21 protein-coding genes and 1 pseudogene are annotated in these 20892 nt (G+C 68.6%); 11 read left to right on the top strand and 11 right to left on the bottom strand.

Translation table 11 applies throughout. From position 1 onward, the window contains the following. Positions 1–19 precede the first annotated feature (19 nt). A complete protein-coding gene (locus JCM7685_RS16075) occupies positions 20–1267 on the bottom strand; it encodes an aminotransferase class V-fold PLP-dependent enzyme (protein ID WP_074971149.1) in 1248 nt (415 codons plus the stop codon). Between the two features lie 188 nt (positions 1268–1455). On the opposite strand from JCM7685_RS16075, the gene JCM7685_RS16080 reads away from it, so the two are divergent. The 3 genes from JCM7685_RS16080 (at position 1456) to JCM7685_RS16090 (ending at position 4436) form a co-directional block, all read left to right on the top strand. Beyond that, positions 1456–2100: a response regulator transcription factor gene (locus tag JCM7685_RS16080; RefSeq protein WP_074971153.1), complete on the top strand. Its 645-nt coding sequence runs from the start codon at positions 1456–1458 to the stop codon at positions 2098–2100. A 108-nt stretch (positions 2101–2208) separates the two neighbouring features. Beyond that, on the top strand, positions 2209–3183 hold the full coding sequence (locus JCM7685_RS16085) for an HpcH/HpaI aldolase/citrate lyase family protein (RefSeq protein ID WP_074971151.1): 975 nt from the start codon (positions 2209–2211) through the stop codon (positions 3181–3183). Then, positions 3180–4436 carry a glycerate kinase type-2 family protein gene (locus JCM7685_RS16090; RefSeq protein WP_100526142.1) on the top strand — a complete coding sequence of 419 codons (1257 nt, stop codon included), beginning with the start codon at positions 3180–3182 and terminating at the stop codon, positions 4434–4436. The genes JCM7685_RS16085 and JCM7685_RS16090 overlap by 4 nt, the downstream gene beginning before the upstream one ends. A gap of 183 nt (positions 4437–4619) precedes the next feature. On the opposite strand, the gene JCM7685_RS20415 is transcribed toward JCM7685_RS16090, so the two are convergent. The 3 genes and pseudogenes from JCM7685_RS20415 to JCM7685_RS16100 form a co-directional block, all read right to left on the bottom strand. Next, the gene (locus JCM7685_RS20415) at positions 4620–4772 is read right to left on the bottom strand and encodes a hypothetical protein (RefSeq protein ID WP_231964729.1); all 153 of its coding nucleotides are present in this window, start codon (positions 4770–4772) and stop codon (positions 4620–4622) included. Positions 4773–4828: 56 nt separating this feature from the next. Next, a pseudogene (locus JCM7685_RS20840) lies at positions 4829–4972 on the bottom strand (hypothetical protein); the annotation flags it as partial. 79 nt (positions 4973–5051) lie between these two features. Further along, positions 5052–5534: a pyridoxamine 5'-phosphate oxidase family protein gene (locus tag JCM7685_RS16100; RefSeq protein WP_074969629.1), complete on the bottom strand. Its 483-nt coding sequence runs from the start codon at positions 5532–5534 to the stop codon at positions 5052–5054. A gap of 127 nt (positions 5535–5661) precedes the next feature. Here JCM7685_RS16100 and JCM7685_RS16105 point away from each other — a divergent pair, with 127 nt between their 5' ends. From JCM7685_RS16105 to JCM7685_RS16115, 3 genes are read left to right on the top strand one after another with little or no spacing between them, the layout of a single operon-like run. Next, the gene (locus tag JCM7685_RS16105; protein WP_074969702.1) at positions 5662–6894 is read left to right on the top strand and encodes a putative DNA modification/repair radical SAM protein; all 1233 of its coding nucleotides are present in this window, start codon (positions 5662–5664) and stop codon (positions 6892–6894) included. Beyond that, positions 6891–8384, top strand: a complete 1494-nt coding sequence (locus JCM7685_RS16110) for a UdgX family uracil-DNA binding protein (protein WP_083412867.1) — start codon at positions 6891–6893, stop codon at positions 8382–8384. The genes JCM7685_RS16105 and JCM7685_RS16110 overlap by 4 nt, the downstream gene beginning before the upstream one ends. A 14-nt stretch (positions 8385–8398) precedes the next feature. After that, entirely contained in the window at positions 8399–10447 is a 2049-nt protein-coding gene (locus tag JCM7685_RS16115) for a catalase (protein ID WP_074969631.1), read from the top strand. Positions 10448–10469: 22 nt separating this feature from the next. Here the strand turns inward: JCM7685_RS16115 and JCM7685_RS16120 are convergent, their stop codons facing one another. The 4 genes from JCM7685_RS16120 to JCM7685_RS16135 form a co-directional block, all read right to left on the bottom strand. Continuing rightward, the gene (locus JCM7685_RS16120) at positions 10470–11681 is read right to left on the bottom strand and encodes an NnrS family protein (protein WP_074969633.1); all 1212 of its coding nucleotides are present in this window, start codon (positions 11679–11681) and stop codon (positions 10470–10472) included. A 78-nt stretch (positions 11682–11759) separates the two neighbouring features. Further along, the gene (locus tag JCM7685_RS16125) at positions 11760–12194 is read right to left on the bottom strand and encodes a pseudoazurin (RefSeq protein ID WP_074969635.1); all 435 of its coding nucleotides are present in this window, start codon (positions 12192–12194) and stop codon (positions 11760–11762) included. Positions 12195–12293: 99 nt separating this feature from the next. Beyond that, positions 12294–12986 (bottom strand): Crp/Fnr family transcriptional regulator, encoded by a 693-nt coding sequence (locus JCM7685_RS16130; RefSeq protein ID WP_074969637.1) that lies wholly within the window; start codon positions 12984–12986, stop codon positions 12294–12296. A gap of 66 nt (positions 12987–13052) precedes the next feature. Further along, positions 13053–13280: a hypothetical protein gene (locus JCM7685_RS16135; RefSeq protein ID WP_074969639.1), complete on the bottom strand. Its 228-nt coding sequence runs from the start codon at positions 13278–13280 to the stop codon at positions 13053–13055. Between the two features lie 129 nt (positions 13281–13409). On the opposite strand from JCM7685_RS16135, the gene JCM7685_RS16140 reads away from it, so the two are divergent. From JCM7685_RS16140 to JCM7685_RS16155, 4 genes are read left to right on the top strand one after another with little or no spacing between them, the layout of a single operon-like run. Further along, complete coding sequence (locus JCM7685_RS16140; protein WP_074969641.1) at positions 13410–13862, top strand: c-type cytochrome; 453 nt, start codon at positions 13410–13412, stop codon at positions 13860–13862. A gap of 12 nt (positions 13863–13874) precedes the next feature. Then, a complete protein-coding gene (locus JCM7685_RS16145) occupies positions 13875–15245 on the top strand; it encodes a cbb3-type cytochrome c oxidase subunit I (RefSeq protein ID WP_074969643.1) in 1371 nt (456 codons plus the stop codon). Positions 15246–15252: 7 nt separating this feature from the next. After that, positions 15253–16059, top strand: a complete 807-nt coding sequence (locus JCM7685_RS16150; protein ID WP_074969645.1) for a CbbQ/NirQ/NorQ/GpvN family protein — start codon at positions 15253–15255, stop codon at positions 16057–16059. Between the two features lies 1 nt (position 16060). Then, positions 16061–17944 (top strand): nitric oxide reductase activation protein NorD, encoded by a 1884-nt coding sequence (locus tag JCM7685_RS16155; RefSeq protein WP_074969647.1) that lies wholly within the window; start codon positions 16061–16063, stop codon positions 17942–17944. Here the strand turns inward: JCM7685_RS16155 and JCM7685_RS16160 are convergent, their stop codons facing one another. From JCM7685_RS16160 to hmpA, 3 genes are read right to left on the bottom strand one after another with little or no spacing between them, the layout of a single operon-like run. Beyond that, entirely contained in the window at positions 17945–18658 is a 714-nt protein-coding gene (locus JCM7685_RS16160; protein WP_074969648.1) for a Crp/Fnr family transcriptional regulator, read from the bottom strand. Then, positions 18658–19122 (bottom strand): hypothetical protein, encoded by a 465-nt coding sequence (locus JCM7685_RS16165; RefSeq protein WP_074969649.1) that lies wholly within the window; start codon positions 19120–19122, stop codon positions 18658–18660. The genes JCM7685_RS16160 and JCM7685_RS16165 overlap by 1 nt, the downstream gene beginning before the upstream one ends. After that, entirely contained in the window at positions 19122–20330 is a 1209-nt protein-coding gene (gene hmpA / locus JCM7685_RS16170; RefSeq protein WP_074969651.1) for an NO-inducible flavohemoprotein, read from the bottom strand. Before hmpA ends, JCM7685_RS16165 begins: the two co-directional genes overlap by 1 nt. 112 nt (positions 20331–20442) lie before the next feature. On the opposite strand from hmpA, the gene JCM7685_RS16175 reads away from it, so the two are divergent. After that, complete coding sequence (locus JCM7685_RS16175) at positions 20443–20892, top strand: RrF2 family transcriptional regulator (protein WP_074969653.1); 450 nt, start codon at positions 20443–20445, stop codon at positions 20890–20892.

Genomic DNA, 20892 nt, shown 5'->3' on the forward strand with positions numbered 1-20892 from the left:
CTCCCTCCCCGTTACGGCCTTATTCGGCGGCAACCGCGGTGTCGTAGTGTTTCTGCAGGTTCTTCAGGACCGCGTCGGTGTCGACCTCGGCGCCGAAGTCCTTCAGGGCCTGGGCGAAGCGGGTGACGATGTCGGTGATCGACTGCTGGTTCAGCAGGTTCAGGATGCCGATGCGGACCTGGACCGGCTCGGACAGCGTCGGCCAGATGCCGAAGCCCTTGGCGCGGCAGGCCTGCACCAGCTCGGCCTCGCGGCCCGCCAGCGCGCCGGGCAGGTTCAGCACCACCAGCGAGGTCATGTTCGAGGTGACCTCGCAGCCCATGGCGGTGACGGCATCGCGCAGCGCCGCCTCGTGGAACGCATAAGACTTGGCGCGGCCGGCGACCGTCTGTTGCAGCAGGATGCGCAGCGCCTCGTGGAAGGCGGCGACGGCATAGGCGCTGTGGGTGCGGTGATAGGTGCCCTTTTCCACGTCCTTGCCGTCGATGATGCCCCAGTGCCGGGCTTCGAGGATCGGGTGATGGACAAAGGTCCGGGTGCCGGTCTTGCGCAGGCTGTCGATATAGCGGTCGTTGAACGACACCGGCGCATAGGTCAGCGGCAGGCAGCAGATGCCCTTCTGCGGGCACGAGGCCCAGCCGGCCACGCCCGGATAGTCGTCGATGCGGAAGTCCTCGACCCCCAGCGACGACACCGCGTCGATCAGGCCCATCACGTCATGCTTCTGGCAGGCTTCCGAGAAGCCCTGGATGTCGTTGATGCGGCCCGAACCGGTTTCCCAATGCGCCATCATCGCCCATTTCGGCTTGTGCTCGGCCAGCGCCGCCTCGACGATCTCGCCGGTGACGGATTGGCCGTGCGGCACGTTGACCACGACGACCGAGGCCGGTTTCGGGTCCAGCGGCGATGCCGCCAGTTCCTCGGCCGTGGCGGCCTTCATGCGCAGCGTCAGCCCGTCGATGCCCGAGAAGGTGCCGTTGACGAAGGCCACCACCTTGTCGCCGGGCTGGACGGCGCTGAACAGGACGTCGAGCCCGCTCCAGCCGGTGCCGGCGACGCCGAAGGTGTAGACGTTCTTGGTCCCCATCACCTCGCGCAGCATCAGCTTGGCCTCGATCATGCCCCGCAGGACATCGGGCTGCATGTGGTCCGCCACCCCGGCGCTGGCAAAGCGCTGCAGCACGCGCGGGTCGGTATTGCCGGGTCCCGGGCCTGCTGCCAATGTGTTGGGGATTTCCAGCTGCGGAAAGATCGTCGCTTCGGTCATGCGCAATTTCCTTCAGTGCAAGTTTGTTTAACGGAACGAAACATGTTCTGGACATGTCTCACAACGTAAGATTATGCTGCATTGAGGTATCCATTCGGGCGGGGCAAAACCTACCCGAATGTATAGGGAGGAAGAATATGGGCCAGCATTTGCCGCCCCAGGGCGCCGGTTCGGGTCTGGACCGGCCGATGCGGACCGTGCGCAGCACCGAAACCGCAATTCCGGTGATTCTGGCCGACAGCAATCCGCTGGTCCTGTCCGCCATGTCCGAGGTGTTCGAGCGCGACGCGCGGTTCTCGCTGCTGGCGACATCCGCCACCGCCGAGGGCTTCCTGACCACCGCCCGCCGCGTGCCCGCCCGGGTCGGCATCGTCGACTGGGACCTGCCGGAAATGGGCGGCGCCCGGCTGATGGAACAGCTGCGCGAACAGGAGGACGCGCCCCGCATCATCGTCTATGCCCGCGAATCCAGCCAGGGCCACATCTCGGCCATGGGCGCGGGCGCGGCGGGCTTCGTCTCGCGCCATGGACCGGTCGAGGCGCTGCTGGACACCTGCGTCGCCGTCGCCGCCGGGCGGATGGTGTTTCCCTTTCTCGACGTGCGCGAATTGCAAAGGAACCCGCTGCATTCGCTGTCCCGGCGCGAGACCGACATGCTGTCCGCCCTGGCCCGAGGCATGACCAACCGCGAAATGTCAAAAGAGCTGGGAATTTCCCCCAATACGGTGAAGTTCCATTTGTCGAACCTTTATGACAAGCTGGCGGTGAAAAGCCGGGCTCAGGCGATCGCCTTTTTCTACTCGCAGCAACAGGGGGGGAATGCGCGGGGATAGGAGACGTCGTCTAGGACTTTTCTCCTTGTCAGAAATTTTATTTCTTGACAGGAAATAGAAATATTCTTTCCTTTGCGCGAACTTTACCCGGATAGGAGGCATCTTGCCATGAGTTTCTTTCCCATCGACCCCGCCCCGGCTCGTCTGAACCGCAGCGAGTTGGCGGTTCCCGGCAGCCAGCCGAACATGTTTGAAAAGGCTGCACAATCCGATGCAGACGTCGTGTTCCTCGACCTCGAGGACGCGGTGGCGCCGGACGAAAAGCCGCAGGCGCGCAAGAACATCATCAAGGCCCTGAACGAGCTCGACTGGGGCAAGAAGACCATGTCGCTGCGAATCAACGGGCTCGACACCCATTACATGTATCGCGACGTCGTCGACGTGGTCGAACAGGCCGGCGAGCGGCTGGACCTGATCATGATCCCGAAGGTCGGCACCGCCGCCGACGTCTATGCCGTCGACATGCTGGTGACCCAGATCGAGGACGCCAAGGGCTATAAAAAGCGCATCGGCTTCGAGCATATCATCGAGACCGCGCTGGGGATGCAGAACATCAACGAGATCGCCGCGGCCTCGAAACGCAACGAGAGCCTGCATTTCGGCGTCGCCGATTACGCCGCCTCGACCCGCGCCCGCACCACGGTGATCGGCGGCGTGAACGAGCATTACTCGGTGCTGACCGACAAGCTGGCCGACGGCTCGCGCCAGGTCCATTGGGGCGACATGTGGCATTACGCGCTGTCGCGCATGGTGGTGGCGGCCCGCGCCAACGGGCTGCGGCCGGTGGACGGCCCCTTCGGCGACTTCTCGGATCCCGATGGCTACAAGGCGGCCGCCTATCGCGCCGCGGTGCTGGGCTGCGAGGGCAAATGGGCGATCCACCCCAGCCAGATCGCGCTGGCGAACGAGGTGATGAGCCCCTCGGCCGCCGAGGTCGAGCGCGCACAGCGCATCCTCGACGCCATGGCCAAGGCCGAGGCCGAGGGCAAGGGCGCGGTGTCGCTGGACGGCCGGCTGATCGACTATGCCTCGATCCGCCAGGCCGAGGTGCTGGTCGCCAAAGCCCGGCAGATCGCGGCGTGAGCGTCGGCCTTGCCGAGATGCGGGCGCTGGCGGGGCGGCTTTACGCCGCCGCCGTCACCGCCGCCGACCCGGCCCTGGCCGTGCGTCGGCATTTCGAGCGCCACCCCGATCCCGGGGTGGCGGGCCACAGCACACTGATCGCCGTCGGCAAGGCCGCACCAGCCATGCTGGCCGAGGCCAGGGAACATGTCCGCGGCCCCGTCACCGCGCTGGCGGTGACGCATGAGGGCAACGAGACCACCGTTCCCGGCGCCCGGGTCCTGACCGCCAGCCACCCGGTGCCCAGCGAATCCGGCCTGCAGGCCGGCCGCGAGATCCTGGCGCTGCTGGACGCGGCCGGCGCCGCGGACCGGGTGCTGGCGCTGATCTCGGGCGGCGGCTCGGCGCTGATCCCGGCACCACGGGCACCGCTGACCCTGGCCGACAAGCAGGCGGTGAACCGGCTGCTGCTGGCCAGCGGCCTCGACATCACCGCGATGAACCTGGTCCGCCAGCAGCTTTCGGAACTGAAGGGCGGCGGCTTCCTGCGCCATGCCGCCCCTGCCCCGGTGACCGGTCTGATCCTGTCGGACGTGATCGGCAACGAATTGGGCGCGGTGGCCTCGGGCCCGACCACACCGCCGCTGGGGACGCGGCAGGATGCGCTGGCGCTGCTGACGCGGCACGGGCTGCTGGAGCAACTGCCTGCCGCGGTGCGGACATTGCTGGAAACGCCCGAAACCGCCGCGCCGCTTCCGGCGGCCGAAAACCATCTGATCGGCAGCAACGAGCAATCGCTGCAGGCGATGCGCGATGCGGTTGCCCCCGGCTGGACGGCGCGGATCGTCTCGGATCGGCTGGTCGGCGACGTGGCGGATGCCGCGGCAGAGATCGTGCGCGCCGCGCGCGAGGCCCCGGCCGACCGCCCGACCGCGCTGATCTTCGGCGGCGAGACGACGGTGACCCTGCGCGGCACCGGCAAGGGCGGCCGCAACCAGGAGCTGGCTTTGCGCTTGGCCGAGGCCATGCGCGACTGGAGCGGCGACTGGACCTTCCTCAGCGGCGGTACCGACGGCCGCGACGGCCCCACCGATGCGGCCGGCGGGCTGGTCGACGGCGGCACCATGGCCCGGATCGCGGCCGCGGGGCAGGACATGCAAGCGCTGCTGGCCAACAACGACAGCCACGCGGCGCTGGCTGCCGCCGGCGACCTGCTGCTGACCGGCGCCACCGGCACCAATGTCGCCGATGTCCAGGTGATGCTGCTGAACTGATCGCCCGGCATTGCACCGACGGCCCGGGGTGCTTCCCGGCCCGCCGGCGCAATGCCGAAGCGGATCATTCCCGTCGCGGCGAAAACCGCCATACTCGCCGAAGAGCGCGATCATGCCGTCGGCGAAGGTGCCGCGCCCCACCCAGTCGTCGTGGCCGCCGGCATATTTGCGCCAGTCCGCCGCCTAGCCCTTGATGCGCAGCATGTCGCGCAGGATACGCGACGCTTCCAGGATGCCCGCCAAGTCGCAGCGCCCGGTCTCGCACAGGCCGGCGGCCAGAAACAAGCGGATCGGCAGCCGCTCGCGTCGGGCGACCTGCTGCACGACCCAAGGCATGCGTCGCGGGCGACCCCCTTGGGCGCCCACCAGAACGGCCCCGGCATGGACAGCACGTTGCCGAAAGCGTCCGGGCGGCGCGCGGCCACCGTCGCGGCGGCCAGCCGGCCGTAGCTGGCACCGGCGGCCCGCACCGTGCGCGACAGGTCGGGCCGGATGCCCAGCCGCGCCGCCACCTGCGGCAACAGTTTATCGGCCAGCGCATCGGCGCGGGCCCTGTTTACACGGCCGCCGCCTGCAGCCGCCGACCTGTGGCCGGTGCGGCGACGAGGGCGCGGGCTAGAAACTCAGCGCGAAATGCTCGCCCATGTCGGGCTTGGCGCCGGTGACCTTGGACTTCGCGATCTCGTAGAGGAAGCGCATGCTGCCGCCGGTCAGCCAGATCTCGGCCCCGGCCAGGTCCAGCCGCATCAGCTGCAAGTCCGGGTCCTGCTTGCCTTCCTCGAACCAGGCCGAGGCGACGGAGTTCCACAGCTCGTCCAGCTTTGCGCGGTCGTCGGACAGCGCCAGCGTGCCGTCCAGCCGCGCGAACAGCCCGCCGGATTCGTCAGCGACCGCATGCAGTGCCGGTTTCCCGCCGCCCGCCACCGCCTGGACCAGATCGGTGCCCTTGGCGGTGATGAACCACAGTGCGCGGCCTTCGCGGTCGGCATAATGCGACATCGGCACCAGCCGCGGCGCCTCGACCAGGCCCAGCATGCCGGAATTCACCTTTTCCAGCCGGTCCCAGAACCGGTCGGCCTGTTCTTCGTGATCGGTCATCGCGACCTCCTTTCGTTGCCGGCTCAACGGGCGGCGAAGGCGGCGGTTCCTTGGCGCGGATTTAGCATTTGTTTAGCGACGCGGCGACACGCTTGACGAACAAAATGGGAACATGGAAGCTGGCGGCATGGCCCCACGCATCTTGCAAGACAAGCTCGCCATCCTGGCGGACGCCGCGAAATACGACGCCTCCTGCGCATCGAGCGGCGGGCAACGCCGGGATGCGCGCCGGGGCGGGCTGGGCTCGTCGGGGGGCAGCGGCATCTGCCACGCCTATACGCCGGACGGGCGCTGCATCTCGCTGCTGAAGATATTGCTGACGAATTTCTGCATCTTCGACTGCGCCTATTGCATCAACCGTGTCTCCTCCAACGTCGAGCGGGCACGGTTCACGCCCGAGGAGGTGGTCTCGCTGACGCTGGAATTCTATCGCCGCAACTATATCGAGGGGCTGTTTCTGTCCTCGGGCATCGTCCGCTCGGCCGACCAGACCATGGCCGAGATGGTCCGCATCGCCCGCAGCCTGCGGCAGGACCACGGCTTTCACGGCTATATCCACCTCAAGACCATCCCCGAGGCGTCGCCCGAACTGATCCGCGAAGCGGGGCTTCATGCCGACCGGCTGTCGATCAACGTCGAGCTGCCGCAGGACGCCAGCCTGCGCCGCCTTGCCCCCGAAAAGCGGCCGCAGACCATCCGCACCGCCATGGCGCAGGTGCGGCTGGAGACCGAGGCGGCCGGCGACCGGACCCATACCGGCCGCAAGCCCCCGCGCTTTGCCCCGGCGGGCCAAAGCACGCAGATGATCGTCGGCGCGGATGGCGCGGACGACGTGGCGATCCTGGACAGCGCCAGCCGGCTTTACAGCGGCTATCGGCTGCGGCGGGTCTATTATTCCGGCTTCAGCCCGATCCCCGACGCCTCGGCCGCGCTGCCGCTGGTCAAGCCGCCGCTGATGCGCGAACACCGGCTGTATCAGGCCGACTGGCTGCTTCGCTTCTATGGCTTCACGGCCGAGGACATCGGCACCGCCGCGCCGGGCGGACACCTGGACCTGCAACTGGATCCGAAACTGGCCTGGGCGCTGCAGAACCGCGCGCTGTTCCCGGTCGCGGTGAACGCCGCCCCGCGCGAGATGCTGCTGCGGGTGCCGGGCTTCGGCATCCGCATCGTCGAGCGCATCCTGGCCGCGCGGCGGGACCGGGCGCTGCGGGTCGAGGACCTGGCGTGGATGGGGGCGCTGGTCAGGAAGGCCCGGCCCTTCATCATGGTCCCCGGCTGGTCGCCCGGCGCGCTGACGGACGCCGCCGATCTGCGGGCGCGCTTCGCGCCGCCGCCGCGGCAGCTGGCGCTGCTGTGACCTATGCCGTCGCCCTGCCCGAGCGCGGCAGTTTCGAGGCCTGGCGTGCCGCCGCCCGCTGCGCCATCGGCCACGGCATCGCGCCCGAGCGGATCGACTGGGCCGGCAACACCGGGCTGTTCGCCGCCCCGCCCCTGCCCGATTACAACGGTCCGCCGCCTCGGGTGCCCGCGGGTTTCCCGGCGCTGGCCCGCAGCGTTTCCTGGCACGCGGCGCCGCAGCGCTTCGCCCTGCTCTACCAGGCGCTCTGGCGGCTGCACCGGGGCGATGGCAATCCGCTGTCCCATGCCGATCCCTTGGGGCGGCGGCTGCAGCTGATGGCCAAGGCGGTCGGGCGCGACATCCACAAGATGCACGCCTTCCTGCGCTTTCGCGAACTGCCCGCGCCCGGCCCCCGCCGCAGCTTCGCCGCCTGGTTCGAGCCCGAGCACGACACGCTGGAGCCGGCGAGCCCGTTCTTCGCACGCCGCTTCGCCGATATGGACTGGCTGATCGTCACGCCGCGGCTCAGCGCCCGCTTTCGCGACGGCGCGCTGGTCTTCGGCCCCGGCGGCGACCGCCCCGACCTGCCGGAAGATGCCGCCGAACCGCTTTGGGCGACCTATTTCGCCAATATCTTCAATCCGGCCCGGATCAAGCTGGCGGCGATGCGGTCCGAGATGCCGCGGAAATACTGGAAGAACCTGCCCGAGACCCGGCTGATCCCGCAGATGCTGGCCGGGGCCGAGGCGCGGGTGCAGCGCATGCATGCGGCCGGCGCCGCCGCGCCCCGCCCCGGCGCCGCCCCGGTCCTGGCCCGCTATCGCGCCGCCATGCCGCAGGCGCCGGATTGCCCCCAGACTCTGGACGAGGCGCGGGCCGCCGCGCTGCAATGCCGCCGCTGCGGGCTGTGCGAGGCCGCGACGCAGACCGTCTGGGGCGAGGGGCCGGCCGATGCCCCCCTGATGATCGTGGGCGAGCAGCCCGGCGACCACGAGGACCTGGCCGGCCGCCCCTTCGTCGGTCCCGCGGGCCGGCTGCTGCGTCAGGTCATGGCCGAGGCCGGTCTGGACCCCGGCCGCGCCTGGCTGACCAATGCCGTCAAGCATTTCAAGTTCGCGCCCCGCGGCAAGCGCCGGCTGCACCGCAATCCCGATGCGACCGAGATCCGGCATTGCCGCTGGTGGCTGGGGCTGGAACTGGCATTGGTGCGGCCCCGCGTCACGCTGGCGCTCGGCGCCTCGGCCGCGCTGGCGCTGACCGGTGACGACAGCCCGCTGGCCGGGCGCCGCGGCCGGGTCGAAACCGGGCTGCACGGCGGGCCGGTGCTGCCGTCCTGGCATCCGGCCTATGTGCTGCGCCTGCCCGATCCGGATCAGGCGGCGCAGGCACGGGCCCAGCTTGCCGCGGATCTGGCCGCCGCCCTGCGCCTGGCCGCGCTGGAACAAACCCGCCCGGCCGACGTTGCCCCCGCAGCCCGGGCACAGACGCCCGCCCCTCCCCACCTTTGAAGAAGGCAGGCAAGATGGCACAGAAATCCTATTCCACCGGAACCGGCAACGGCGGCGAGACCCAGCAGCGCGGCGGCGAGGCGCTGACCACCAACCACGGCATCGCCATTTCGGACAACCAGAACAGCCTGCGCGCGGGCGCGCGCGGCCCGACCCTGCTGGAAGATTTCGTCCTGCGCGAGAAGATCTTCCACTTCGACCATGAGCGCATCCCCGAGCGCATCGTCCACGCCCGCGGCTCGGTCGCGCATGGGACCTTCGAATGCATCGACCCGATCCCGGACCTGACCCGGGCCAGCCTGTTTGCCGAAAAGGGCAAGAAGACGCCGGTGATCGTACGCTTCTCGACCGTGGCCGGGGGCGCCGGTTCGGTGGACACCCCGCGCGACGTGCGCGGCTTCGCGACCAAGTTCTATACCGACGAAGGCAACTGGGACCTGGTCGGCAACAATATCCCGGTGTTCTTCATCCAGGACGCGATCAAGTTCCCGGACCTGGTGCATTCGGTCAAGATGGAGGCCGACCGCGGCTATCCGCAGGCGGCGACCGCGCATGACACCTTCTGGGATTTCGTGTCGCTGATGCCGGAAACCCTGCACACGGTGATCTGGGCCATGTCCGACCGCGCCATCCCGCGCAGCTTCCGCATGATGCAGGGCTTCGGCGTGCACAGCTTCAAGCTGGTGAACGCGGATGGCGAAGAGCGCTTCGTCAAGTTCCATTGGAGGCCGCGGCTGGGCGTCCAGTCGCTGGTCTGGGACGAAAGCGCCAAGATGCAGGGCGCCGACAACGACTATCACCGCCGCGACCTCTACGAGGCCATCGCCGCGGGCGATTTCCCGGAATGGGATTTCGCGGTCCAGGTCTTCGACCAGGAACTGGCCGACAGCCTGCCCTATGACGTGCTGGATGCGACCAAGATCATCCCCGAGGAGGTGGTGCCGCTGCGCGTGATCGGCCGCATGGTGCTGGACCGCAACCCCGACAACCATTTCGCCGAGAACGAACAGGTCGCCTTCCTGCCCTCGAACGTGGTTCCGGGCATCGATTTCTCGGACGATCCGCTGCTGCAGGGGCGGCTGTTTTCCTATCTCGACACGCAGAAGTCGCGGCTGGGAACAACGAATTTCCACCAGATTCCGGTGAATGCGCCGAAGTGCCCCTATGCCAACATGATGCGCGACGGCATGATGCAGACCCAGGTCCCCACGGGCCGCGCCAATTACGAACCGAACAGCCTGGACCAGGCGGGCGAGGACCCGGGCCCGCGCGCCAGCGACGCCGGTTTCGTCACCGCCCCCGCCGCCGTTCAGGGCGACAAGCTGCGCATCCGGGCCGAAAGTTTCGGCGACCACTACAGCCAGCCGCGGCTCTATTGGCGCTCAATGACGGAAAACGAGCAGGCGCATATCGCCTCGGCCTTTGTCTTCGAACTGTCCAAGGTCGCGCTGGAGCATGTCCGCAACCGCGTGCTGAGCCATCTGCGCAACATCGACGAGGACCTGGCCGCCCGCGTGGCCAAGGGCCTGGCCATGGACCTGCCCGAGGCGGCCAAGCCCTTCCGCGCGCCGGTGGACCTGCCGCCTTCGGAGGCGCTGTCGATCCAGAAGAACTGGCAGGCGGTGCTGAAGGGGCGCAAGGTCGGCATCCTGTTCGCCGAAGGCTCGGACAAGGCGGCGATCGACAGGCTTGTCAAGGCGGTGACGGATGCCGGCGGCACGCCCTTCACCATCGCCCCCAAGGTCGGCGGCATCGCGCTGGCGGGGGGCGAGATGAAGGCGGACGGGCAGTTGGCCGGCTCGCCCTCCTGTCTGTTCGACGCGGTGGCGCTGGTTCTGACCGAGGACGCGGCGCGCAAGCTGACCCGGGACAGTGCCGCGGTGGCTTTCGTGATGGACGCCTTTGCCCATCTGAAGGCCATCGGCCATGACGCCGGGGCGCAGCCCCTGCTGGACCGCGCCGGCATCGAGCCCGACGAGGGCGTCACCGACCTCGGCGCCCTGCCCGAGGCGGCGACCCGGCGCTATTGGGCGCGCGAGCCCAAGGTCCGCGACCTGGCCTGACCGTCCCTGGTCCTGCGGGCCGTCAGGCCCGCAGTTCCTTGCGCTGGCACAGCAGCATCGGCGCGTGCTCCAGGCAGAACAGGCCGAAGGCCAGCACCCAGGCGGCCCCCGCCAGCCGGATCAGCAGGTCGTAGTCGCCGAACTCCGCCAGCGGCCGCAGCAGCGCCGCCGCCCAGATCGCGACATAGCTGAGCGTCGTCAGGCGCGAGGCGGTCAGGTCGCGGCCGGTATGGCCGCGGGTGGCCCGGGTCATCACCGCCAGCATCTCGCCGCCGATGGCACCGATGGCCAGGACATGCAGCGCCGCGCCCGTGGTCAGCAGGCCGAAGCCCGCCAGCCCGATGGCGGCGAAGCCCAGGACCAGCATCAGATAGCCGCCATGCAGCGCCAGCACCAGCGGCTCGGCCGCGGTGCGCCAGCCGCGCCAGCGGGCCAGCCGGACCAGGTTCAGCACCGCCGCAGCCAGGGCCGCCAGGGCCACGGCCCGCGCCTCGGGGGCAAGGATCCAGCCGGCCAGAGCGGCGGCCGACAGGCAGGCGGTCGCGCTGTCGAACCGGCCATAGGGCGCCGGCAGCGGTCCCGGCCCGCGCCGCGCCAGCCAGTTGCGGGTGAAGCTGGGGGTGATGCGGCCGCCGATGATGACGATCAGCAGCACATAGGCCGAGACCGCCAGCCGCGCCGCCATGGCCGGATCGCCGTCGCGCAGCACGGACAGGTGAAAGACGATATTGGCCAGCGCCAGGGCCGAGACCATGCCGACCACCTTCAGGTCGCGCCATTTGCGACCGGCGACGATCTCGACGGTAAAGACCGCAGCCATCACCGGCAGGAACAGCGCGTCGATCGCGACCGCCGCCAAAAGCGCCCCGGCCGGCGCGAAGGTCAGGGCCAGCCGGCCGGCCAGCCACAGCCCGGCCAGCGCCATCAGCGGCCTGCCCGACAGCGGCATGCGGCCGGTCCAGTTCGGGATCGCCGTCATCAGGAACCCGGCGAGCACCGCCGAGGCGAAGCCGAACAGCATCTCGTGCATGTGCCAGTGGCTGGCGCCATAGGCGCCGCCGGGGGCGCCGTGACCGGCCAGAGCCGCCACCCACATCAGCATCGCCAGCACCGCCCACAGCGCGCCGCCCAGGAAGAACGGCCGGAAGCCGTAGGAGAACAGCACCGGCCCGGTCCGGGACAGGCCGCGCGGGATGCCGCCCTCGGGTCGCTTGATATTCGCGGTCTTGCCCATGGCAACCTCGCCAGGTGAAAACGCCCGCCGCCGAAAGACCGGACGGCGGGCCCAGGGTATCACGGCAGGGGCGCCGGGTCAGCGCGTGACCTGCGCCAGCGCGGCGTCCATCCGCTCGCGCGCCTTCTTGGGCAGCTTGCCCTCGGCCAGCGCGTCGTAGTTCGAGGCATCGCCGCCGACCTGGATCAGCGCCACCATGCCCATCGGGAAATGCGGCTTGCATTTCACGCCGTAAAGGCCGGGGGTCTCGACGGTCAGCACATATTCCTCGTTCAGCTTCGATTCGAACTCGGCCACGCCTTCGGGAAGCATGTCGGGCAGCGAGACCACGTCATGGCCCTTGGCCGTGGGCACGAAGGTGACGGTGTCGCCGACCTCGGCCTGGACGAAGGCCGGCTCGAACACCATCGCGCCCGCCTCGCCCTTGTTCAGCATCTGCACCTGGTGATCGGCGGCAAAGGCCGGAAAGGCCAGCGCGGTCATCACGGCGGCCATGGTCAGAGAGCGTTTCATATCCTGATCTCCTAGCGGAAGAATGGTCTTTCCGGGGTTCTGGATAGCGGGCCGGTTCCGGCGCGACTTTGCGCTGGCTCAAATTGCAGAGAATTCATGTCAGGATTGCGTCTGCGCGATGGCGGACAGCGCCGCGGCATCGGCGATGATGACCTTGCGGCGGGCACGCAGCAGGATGCCCCCGGTTTCCCAGGCGGCCATGATCCGCGACACGGTATGCAGGGTATTGCCGCTCATGTCGGCGATGTCCTGGCGGGTCAGCGGAAAGGGAATCTCGACCGGGCCGCGGTCCGGGGGCGCGGCGCCGTTGCCCTGCCGCGCCAGGCGCAGCAGCAGGTGGGCGATGCGGCGGCCGGCCTCTTCGGTGCTCATCTCGCGCAGGCGGATATGCGCCTCGTCCAGCTTGCGGCCCACGGCCTGGATCGCCGAGAAGGCCAGCGAGGGCGCGGCGCCGATCAGCGGTTCCCACCGCGACCGCGGCCAGGCCAGCAGGCGGCTGTCCACCATCGCCTCGGCGCTGCCCGGATAATGGCTGCGGCCGAGCGCGGGCGCAAAGCCGCAAAGCTCGCCCGGATGGACGATGCGGACGATGAATTGCTGGCCGTCCTCGGTGACCTGGGTGACCTTCAGCCGCCCCTCGATCAGCACGAAGAAGCGGGCCGCGGCATCGGCCTGCAGGAACAGCGACTCGCCCTGCGCCAGCGCCTGGCGGATCATGCCCTGGCGCACCTCGTCCAGCTGGGCGGGGCTGAGGCCGGCGAAAAGCGGCAGGTCGGAAAGGTTCTCGGACATCGGATCCCTGCGGATGGCGGCGGGGGCAGGACCGGGCTAGCACAACCGGCGCCGGGGTGCAGCCCGCTATTCCGCCTGATCCAGCAGATGGCGCGCCCAACGCCCCGCCGCCCAGGCGGCCGGCACGCCCAGCGGTCCCGACAGCGCCAGCACCGCATGGGGCGACAGCGCCGGCAGGCCGACCGACTGGCCGAGGAGCCCCAGCATGAACAGGTTGATCGCCACCGCGCCGGCCGCGAAGACGTAAAGCAGCAGCGCCAGTTTCCAGACCGGCCAGATCGCGTCTCGGCTCATCGGCAGCCTCCTTCGCCTGGGGCAGGATCTGGCATCTTCATTTCCGGCCAGCCTTGACTTTGGTTAAGGATCGGTCCGGGGGGCTGGGGCATATCCGGAGGGATGCCAACCGCTCCCGGAGTGCTCGCCATGCGCGAAGTTCTGACGAAGAGCATGGCCCGAAACATCTTCTATGGCGGGTCTCTGTTCTTCATTCTCGTATTCATCGGGCTGTTCGCCCAAAGTCACTGGTACATCGTCAACGTCTCGACCGACAAGGCCGGCCTGACCGACGAGGTCGCGGCCGGCAAGCATGTCTGGGAACGCAAGGCCTGCATCAACTGCCACACCATCCTGGGCGAAGGCGCCTATTTCGCGCCCGAACTCGGCAACGTCATGAAGCGCTGGGGCGTGCAGGACGATCCCGAAGCCGCCTTCGAGGTGCTGAAGGGCTGGATGGAGGCGCAGCCGACCGGCATCGAGGGCCGGCGCCAGATGCCGCAGTTCAACCTCAGCGACGACGAAATCCGCGAACTGACCGAGTTCCTGCTGTGGACCGGCCGGATCAACACCCAGAACTGGCCGCCGAACGATGCCGGCTGAAGGATCGAAGCGATGAAATATCAGACCCAGAAAATCGCGCTGGCCTATATCTACGTGGCGCTCGCGCTGTTCGCCGTCCAGGTCCTGATGGGCCTGATCCTCGGCTATATCTACGTCAATCCCAACTTCCTGTCCGAGACCCTGCCCTTCAACATCGCCCGGATGCTGCATTCCAACGCGCTGATCGTCTGGCTGCTGACGGGGTTCTTCGGCGCCGCCTATTTCCTGATCCCGGAAGAGGCGGAACGCGAGATCCATTCGCCGACCCTGGCCTATGTCCAGCTGGCGATCCTGGTCGTCGGCACGGCGGGCGTGGTGGTGACCTATCTCTTCAACCTGTTCGAGGGCAATTTCCTGCTGGGCAAGCAGGGGCGCGAATTCCTGGAGCAGCCGACCTGGGTCAAGATCGGCATCGTCGTCGCGGCGCTGATCTTTCTCTACAACGTCTCGCTGACGGTGCTGAAGGGGCGCAAGACGGTGATCTCGACCATCCTGCTGCTGGGCCTCTGGGGGCTGGCGCTGCTGTTCCTGTTCGCCTTCTACAACCCCTCGAACCTGGCGCTGGACAAGCAGTACTGGTGGAACGTCGTGCACCTGTGGGTGGAGGGCGTGTGGGAGCTGATCATGGCCTCGATCCTGGGCTTCCTGATGCTGAAGCTGACCGGCGTCGACCGCGAGGTGGTCGAGAAATGGCTGTACGTCATCGTCGCCTCGGCGCTGTTCTCGGGCATCCTGGGGACCGGGCACCATTATTTCTGGATCGGGATGCCCGCCTATTGGCAATGGCTCGGCTCGATCTTCTCGAGTTTCGAGGTGGTGCCGTTCTTTGCCATGATGGCCTTCGCCTTCGTCATGGTCTGGAAGGGCAAGCGCGACCACCCGAACAAGGCGGCGCTGCTGTGGAGCCTGGGCTGCGCGGTGCTGGCCTTCTTCGGCGCCGGGGTGTGGGGCTTTCTGCACACGCTGCACGGGGTCAACTATTACACCCACGGCACGCAGGTCACGGCGGCGCACGGGCACCTGTCCTTCTTCGGCGCCTATGTCTGCCTGAACTTGGCGCTGTTCACCTATGCCATGCCGATCCTGCGCGGCCGCGACCCCTATAACCAGGTGCTGCTGATGGTCTCGTTCTGGCTGATGGCGGGCGGGATGGTGTTCATGACCTTCGTGCTGACCTTTGCCGGGGTGATCCAGACCCACCTCCAGCGCGTCATGGGCATCAACTACATGGAGGTGCAGGACCAGATCGGCCTGTTCTACTGGATGCGCTTCGGCGCCGGCGTGCCGGTGCTGCTGGGGGTGATCCTGTTCATCTGGGCCACGCTGGTTCCCCGCCGCGAGGTGATCCAGCCCGGCCCGGTGATCGAGCATGCCGCGGAGTAAGAACGCCATGGACGGAACATTGCATCATATCGAGGGGGGCACCGCCCCCTTCTACCTGCCCCAGGCCGACGAATGCGACATCTTCGCCGCCGCATTCGCCCACCGGCTGCCGCTGCTGCTGAAAGGCCCGACCGGCTGCGGCAAGACCCGCTTCGTCGCCCATATGGCGGCGCGGCTGGGACGGCCGCTCTACACCGTCTCGTGCCACGACGACCTCTCGGCCGCCGACCTGATCGGCCGCTACCTGCTGAAGGGCGGCGAGACGGCCTGGGTGGACGGCCCCCTGACCCGCGCCGTGCGCGAGGGCGCGATCTGCTATCTGGACGAGGTGGTCGAGGCCAGAAAGGACGTGGCCGTGGTCCTGCACCCGCTGACCGACGACCGCCGCATCCTGCCCATCGACCGCACCGGCGAGGAATTGCAGGCACCCCCGGGCTTCATGCTGGTGGCAAGCTACAACCCCGGTTACCAGAACATCCTGAAGACGCTGAAGCCCTCGACCCGGCAGCGCTTCCTGTCGATCGAGTTCGGCTTCCCGCCGCCCGAGCACGAATTGCCGGTGGTCTGCGGCGAAAGCGGACTGGACGAAAGCCGCGCGGCGCTGCTGATCCGCATCGCGAACAAGCTGCGCGGGCTCAAGGGCCAGGACCTGGAGGAAGGCGTCTCGACCCGGCTGGTGATCTATGCCGCGACGCTGATCGCCGGCGGCATGAACTTCGACCGCGCGGTCGAGGCGGCGATGATCGAGCCCCTGACCGACGACGCCGAGGTGAAGCGCGGCCTGGCCGATCTGGTCACGGCGCTGGCGGGCTGACATGGCGCATGACCTCGCCCCCTGGGAGCCGGAGGAGACGGTCGGCAAGCTGTGGCACCGTCTGGCCGGGCGGCTGGACGCGGCCCCGGATTTCAGCGACGCCGCGGCGACTCTGGAGCAGATGCGGCCGCGGCTTGCGGTGCTGTTCCGGGGCCTGGGCGGCGGCGGCTCGGTCGAGATCCGGGCCGTTGCCGAAGAGGAAAGCCGGCACCGCCTGCGGCTACGCCGCCGCCTGGCGACCCCGGTCGAGCACGTGGCGCGGGCCAGTTTCGACGGCGAGGCGCTGCGGCTGCCGGCCCGTCTGGCCGAGTTCCCGGACGCAGGGGACAACCGCGACCTCTACCTGTGGCTGGCCGCCTGCGCCGCACATGCGCCCGCCGTGCCGCCGGCCGACGACCCGCTTCAGGCCGACCTTGCCGCCATTGCCGCGTCGCGCGCCATGGTCGCGGCGACGCTGGAGGATGCGCCGGGGCTGCGGGTGCCGTGGCAGCGGCTGGTGCGCGCCCACCTGACCCTGCGCCCCCGCGCCGGCGGCGGCGTCGAGGGCGCTGTCGAGGCGCTGGTCCGCGCCGCCTTGCAGGACGGCGAGGCGCCGGTGCCGACCGGCCCTGCTCCGCGCGGTTATCGCCCGTTCCGCCCGGTCCCGATGTGGCCGCAGCTGCGGATCCCCGCCGCCTCGGCCCGCAACGAGGATGCCGAGCCCGCCGGCGCCGGGTCGCGCGACGAGAGCGAGGACGGCCCTGCCCGCAAGGCCCGCCGCAACAAGGCCGACCAGGCCGAGCGCAAGGACAGCATCATCCTCTACAAGTTCGAGGCCATGCTGAGCTGGGCGCAATTCCTGAACCTGAACCGTCGGGTCGAGGACGACGACCCCGAAAACGCCCGCAAGGCCGCCGACGACCAGGATGAGATCGCCTTGGGCCAGATATCCAAGGCACCGGCGACCAAGCTGAAGCTGCATCTGGACCTGGCGCCCGAGGATGCCGACCACGAACGGCTGTCGGCGCAGCATGTCTATCCCGAATGGGATGCCCGCCGCGGTGCCTATCTGCCCGATCACTGCCGGGTGCTGGCGACGACGGTCGAAGCCGACCCCGCCCATGCCGTGACGCCGGACCCGGCCGCGCGCCGGCGCATCCGCGCCGTGCGGCAACGCTTCCAGGCCCTGCGCCCGGCGCGGATCATGCGCCCCGGCCAGCCCGACGGCGAGGAACTGGACCTGGACGCCGCGCTGCGCTCGGCCGCCGACCTGCGCGCCACCGGCCAGGGCAGCGACCGCATCTGGCGCCAGTCCCGGCCCGAGCGGCGCGACCTTGCCGTCTCGATCCTGCTGGACGTGTCACGCTCGACCGAAAGCGCGGTCGCGGGCCGTGCCGTCATCGACATCGCGCGCGAGGCGCTGATCGCCCTGGCCTGGGGACTGGACGCCTGCGGCGACCGCTTCGCCATCCAGGGCTTTTCGTCGCTGCGGCGCGACCGCGTGTTCCTGCACGATTGCAAGGGCTTCGATGAGCCGATGACCGCCGAGATCGAGGCCCGCATCGCCGCGCTGCGGCCCGGTTTCTATACGCGGCTGGGCGCGGCGATGCGCCATGCCTCGGCCGGGCTGGCGACGCAGCCGCGGGCGCGGCGGCTGCTGCTGGTGCTGACCGACGGCAAGCCGAACGACCTGGACCATTACGAGGGCCGCCACGGCATCGAGGACAGCGCCATGGCCGTGCGCGAGGCCCGCCGCAGCGGACAGGCGGTGTTCGGCATCACCATCGACAAGCAGGCGCAGGCCTGGTTCCCGCGCATCTTCGGGCGCGGCGGCTTTGCGGTGATCGGCAATCCCGACCGGCTGACCGACGCCCTGCCCGAGATCTATCGCCAGCTGACGCTGTAGTCAGACCTCGCCCGGATCGCCCTCGACCATGTCGCGCAGCGCCGCGACCGAGCCGATCTGGGCCCGGGTCTGGTCGATGCGTACGCCATGGTCGCGCAACCGCGCGAAGGCGCGGCTAAGGCTTTCCGGCTTCATCCCCAGCGCGCCGGCGATCAGCGCCTTGTCATAGGGCAGCGTGACCTCGACCGATCCCTCGGCATCGGGCGGACAGAGCTCCAGCAGGAATCCGGCGACGCGCTGCGTGCCCGAGCGCGCCTTCAGCTGTTCGATCTGTTCGACCAAACCCTGCAGGTGCTGGAAGGTCGAGGCGATGACCGAGATCGCCGCCTCGGGCCGCGATTTCAGCGCCGAGAGCAGCGCGTCCGCCGGCAGCGCGATCAGCCGGCAATCGGTCGAGGCCGCGGCCGAGACCGGATAGGGCGCGCGCCGCAGCGCGATGGGCTCGCCGAAGCTTTGGCCGCGCTTCATCGTGCCGACGACCGCCTCGGTGCCGCCGGGCGTCAGGCGGTAAAGCTTGACCCAGCCCTCGGCCACGATATGCAGCGCCTGGGCGGTGTCGCCCTGGTGAAAGATCGGCGCCCCGCGCTGATAGCGCGCCACCCGCGCCCGATCCAGCAGCAGTTCCGCCAACTCCGCGGGCATGGTGGACAGCAGGCGCGATTGCAGCGCGACGGCGCGCAATTCCGGGCTGAGGCGGGCCGAGGGCGACGCCATCAGAACAGCCCGTGACTGCCGCCCACCGCCCCGACCACGGCGACGAGCGAGCTCAGGATCAGCAGCCAATGCATCCGCGCCAGCCGGGCAAAGTCCCGCGCCGGCTTCGCGGAAGAGGCCATGCGCCGGTGCAGGAACAGCGGCTCGATCACGAACAGCATCGCGGCAAAGATCAGCCAGACCATCAGCATCGCATGCATCCACCAGAACTGCGCATCCTGGAAACGATCCCACATCTGGCCGCGCCAGACCATCCAGAATCCGCTGAGCCCGGCCAGCGCCACCCACAACCGGGCCTGGGCCGCGAAACGCCCCTCGAAACGATGGAAGGCGGCAAGGCGCTCGGCCGGGGGATGCAGCGCCCGGATCGCCGGGATCACCACCAGGGTGACGAACCCGACGCCGCCGATCCACATCACGACCGCGACGACATGAAGAATGCGCGCGATGGTGAAATCGTCCATCAGGCCGCCAGAAGCTCGTCGGCGGGACCGAAGAACTCGTAATGGATGCGCGCCGACGCCACCCCGGCCAGCGACAGGGCCGAGACCGCCGCCCGCAGGAACGGCCGAGGACCGCAGATATAGTAATCCGCCTCGGCGGCCGGGGTATTGGCCAGCAGCCATTCCTCGGTGATCAGCCCGGCCAGGTCGTAGTCGCGGCCCGCGACCTCGTCCGGCAGCGGCGTCTGATGGAAATCGGTGACCTTGACATCATGGCCGCGCGCCGCCAGCGCCCGCACATGGTCGCGCATGGCATGGGTGTCGCGGTCATGCGTGCCATGGATGTATTGCACCGGCACCTGCGCCCCCTGCCCCACCAGCGATTCCAGCATCGCGACCATCGGCGTCAGCCCGACCCCGCCCGACAGCAGGACGACCGGACGCGAAGGCTGTTCGTCCAGAAAGAACTCGCCCGCCGGTGCCGCGACCTTCAGCACCGTCCCGGCCGGCTGGTCGTGCAGCCAGCCCGAGGCCAGTCCCAACGGCTCGCGCTTGACGCTGATGCGATAGGTTTCCCCGTTCGGTGCCGCCGAGACCGAGTAATTCCGCTTGGCCGGCGGATGGCCGGGAATGTCGAACCAGAAGGTCAGATATTGGCCTGGCTTGTGCGCCATCACCGGCCCGCCGTCGACCGGACGCAGCACGAAGGACTTGATGACGCTGCTTTCCGGAATCACCGCGTCGATGCGGAATTCGCGCCAGCCGTTCCAGCCGCCGGTCGAATCGACCTGGGCTTGGTAAAGCCGCTTTTCGCGCGCGATCAGGATATCGGCGAGGAACCAATAGGCTTCGCCCCAGGCGGCCAGGATTTCCTCGGTCGCGGCCTCGCCCAGCACATGCGAGATCGCGCCCAGCAGCGCCTCGGCAACATGCGGATAATGGTCGGGCTGGATCTGCAGGCCGACATGCTTTTGCGCGATGCGTTCGACCGCTGGTGCCAAGGCGGCAAGGTTCTCGATATTGCTGGCATAGGCCAGGATCGCGCCGGTCAGAGCCCGGGGCTGAGCGGCGTCGCCCCCCTGGTGCGACTGGTTGAACAGGTCGCGGATCGCCGGGTCGCGGAACATGCGGCTGTACATCTCATGCACGATGTCGAGGCCGCTGGCCTCGAGCGCGGGAACGGTGGCCTTGACCAGTTCGATGGTCCGAGGGTTCAGGGTGCGGGTCATGGTTCCTCCTTGCAAGGCGTGGCGCCGGCTGGTTGTCAATTCATGCATTTGCGATACATCTATACCGGCGATAGAAATCATGCAATTCCTATGCATCTTATTGGAAACGACGATGCGGCTGACGCGATACAGTGATTATGCGATGCGGGTGCTGCTTTATCTGGGGCGGCAGCCCGACCGGCTGTGCTCGATCGCCGAGATCGCAAGAGCTTATGGAATCTCGCAAAATCACCTGATGAAGGTGATCAACGACCTCGTGAACGCCGGCTGGCTGGCTAGCGTGCGCGGCCGGGGTGGCGGTGTACGGCTGGCGCGTCCCGCGGATGAAATCAGCGTGGGTGCGATCATTCGCCACACCGAGGACGGGTTCGATCTGGTCGGCTGCGGCGATTGCATCATCTCGCCTGCCTGCGGGCTGACTTCTGTGTTGGACGAAGCGCTGGCCGCGTTTCTGGCTGTGCTGGACGGCTATACGCTGGCGGATGTGCTGGCGCGTCGCGGAGACTTTCTACCCCTTTTGCGGCCTCTGGAGCCCAGGGTAGCGGCCAAGGACAAGCCTTAG

The organism is Paracoccus aminovorans (assembly GCF_900005615.1).
Lineage (GTDB): Bacteria > Pseudomonadota > Alphaproteobacteria > Rhodobacterales > Rhodobacteraceae > Paracoccus > Paracoccus aminovorans.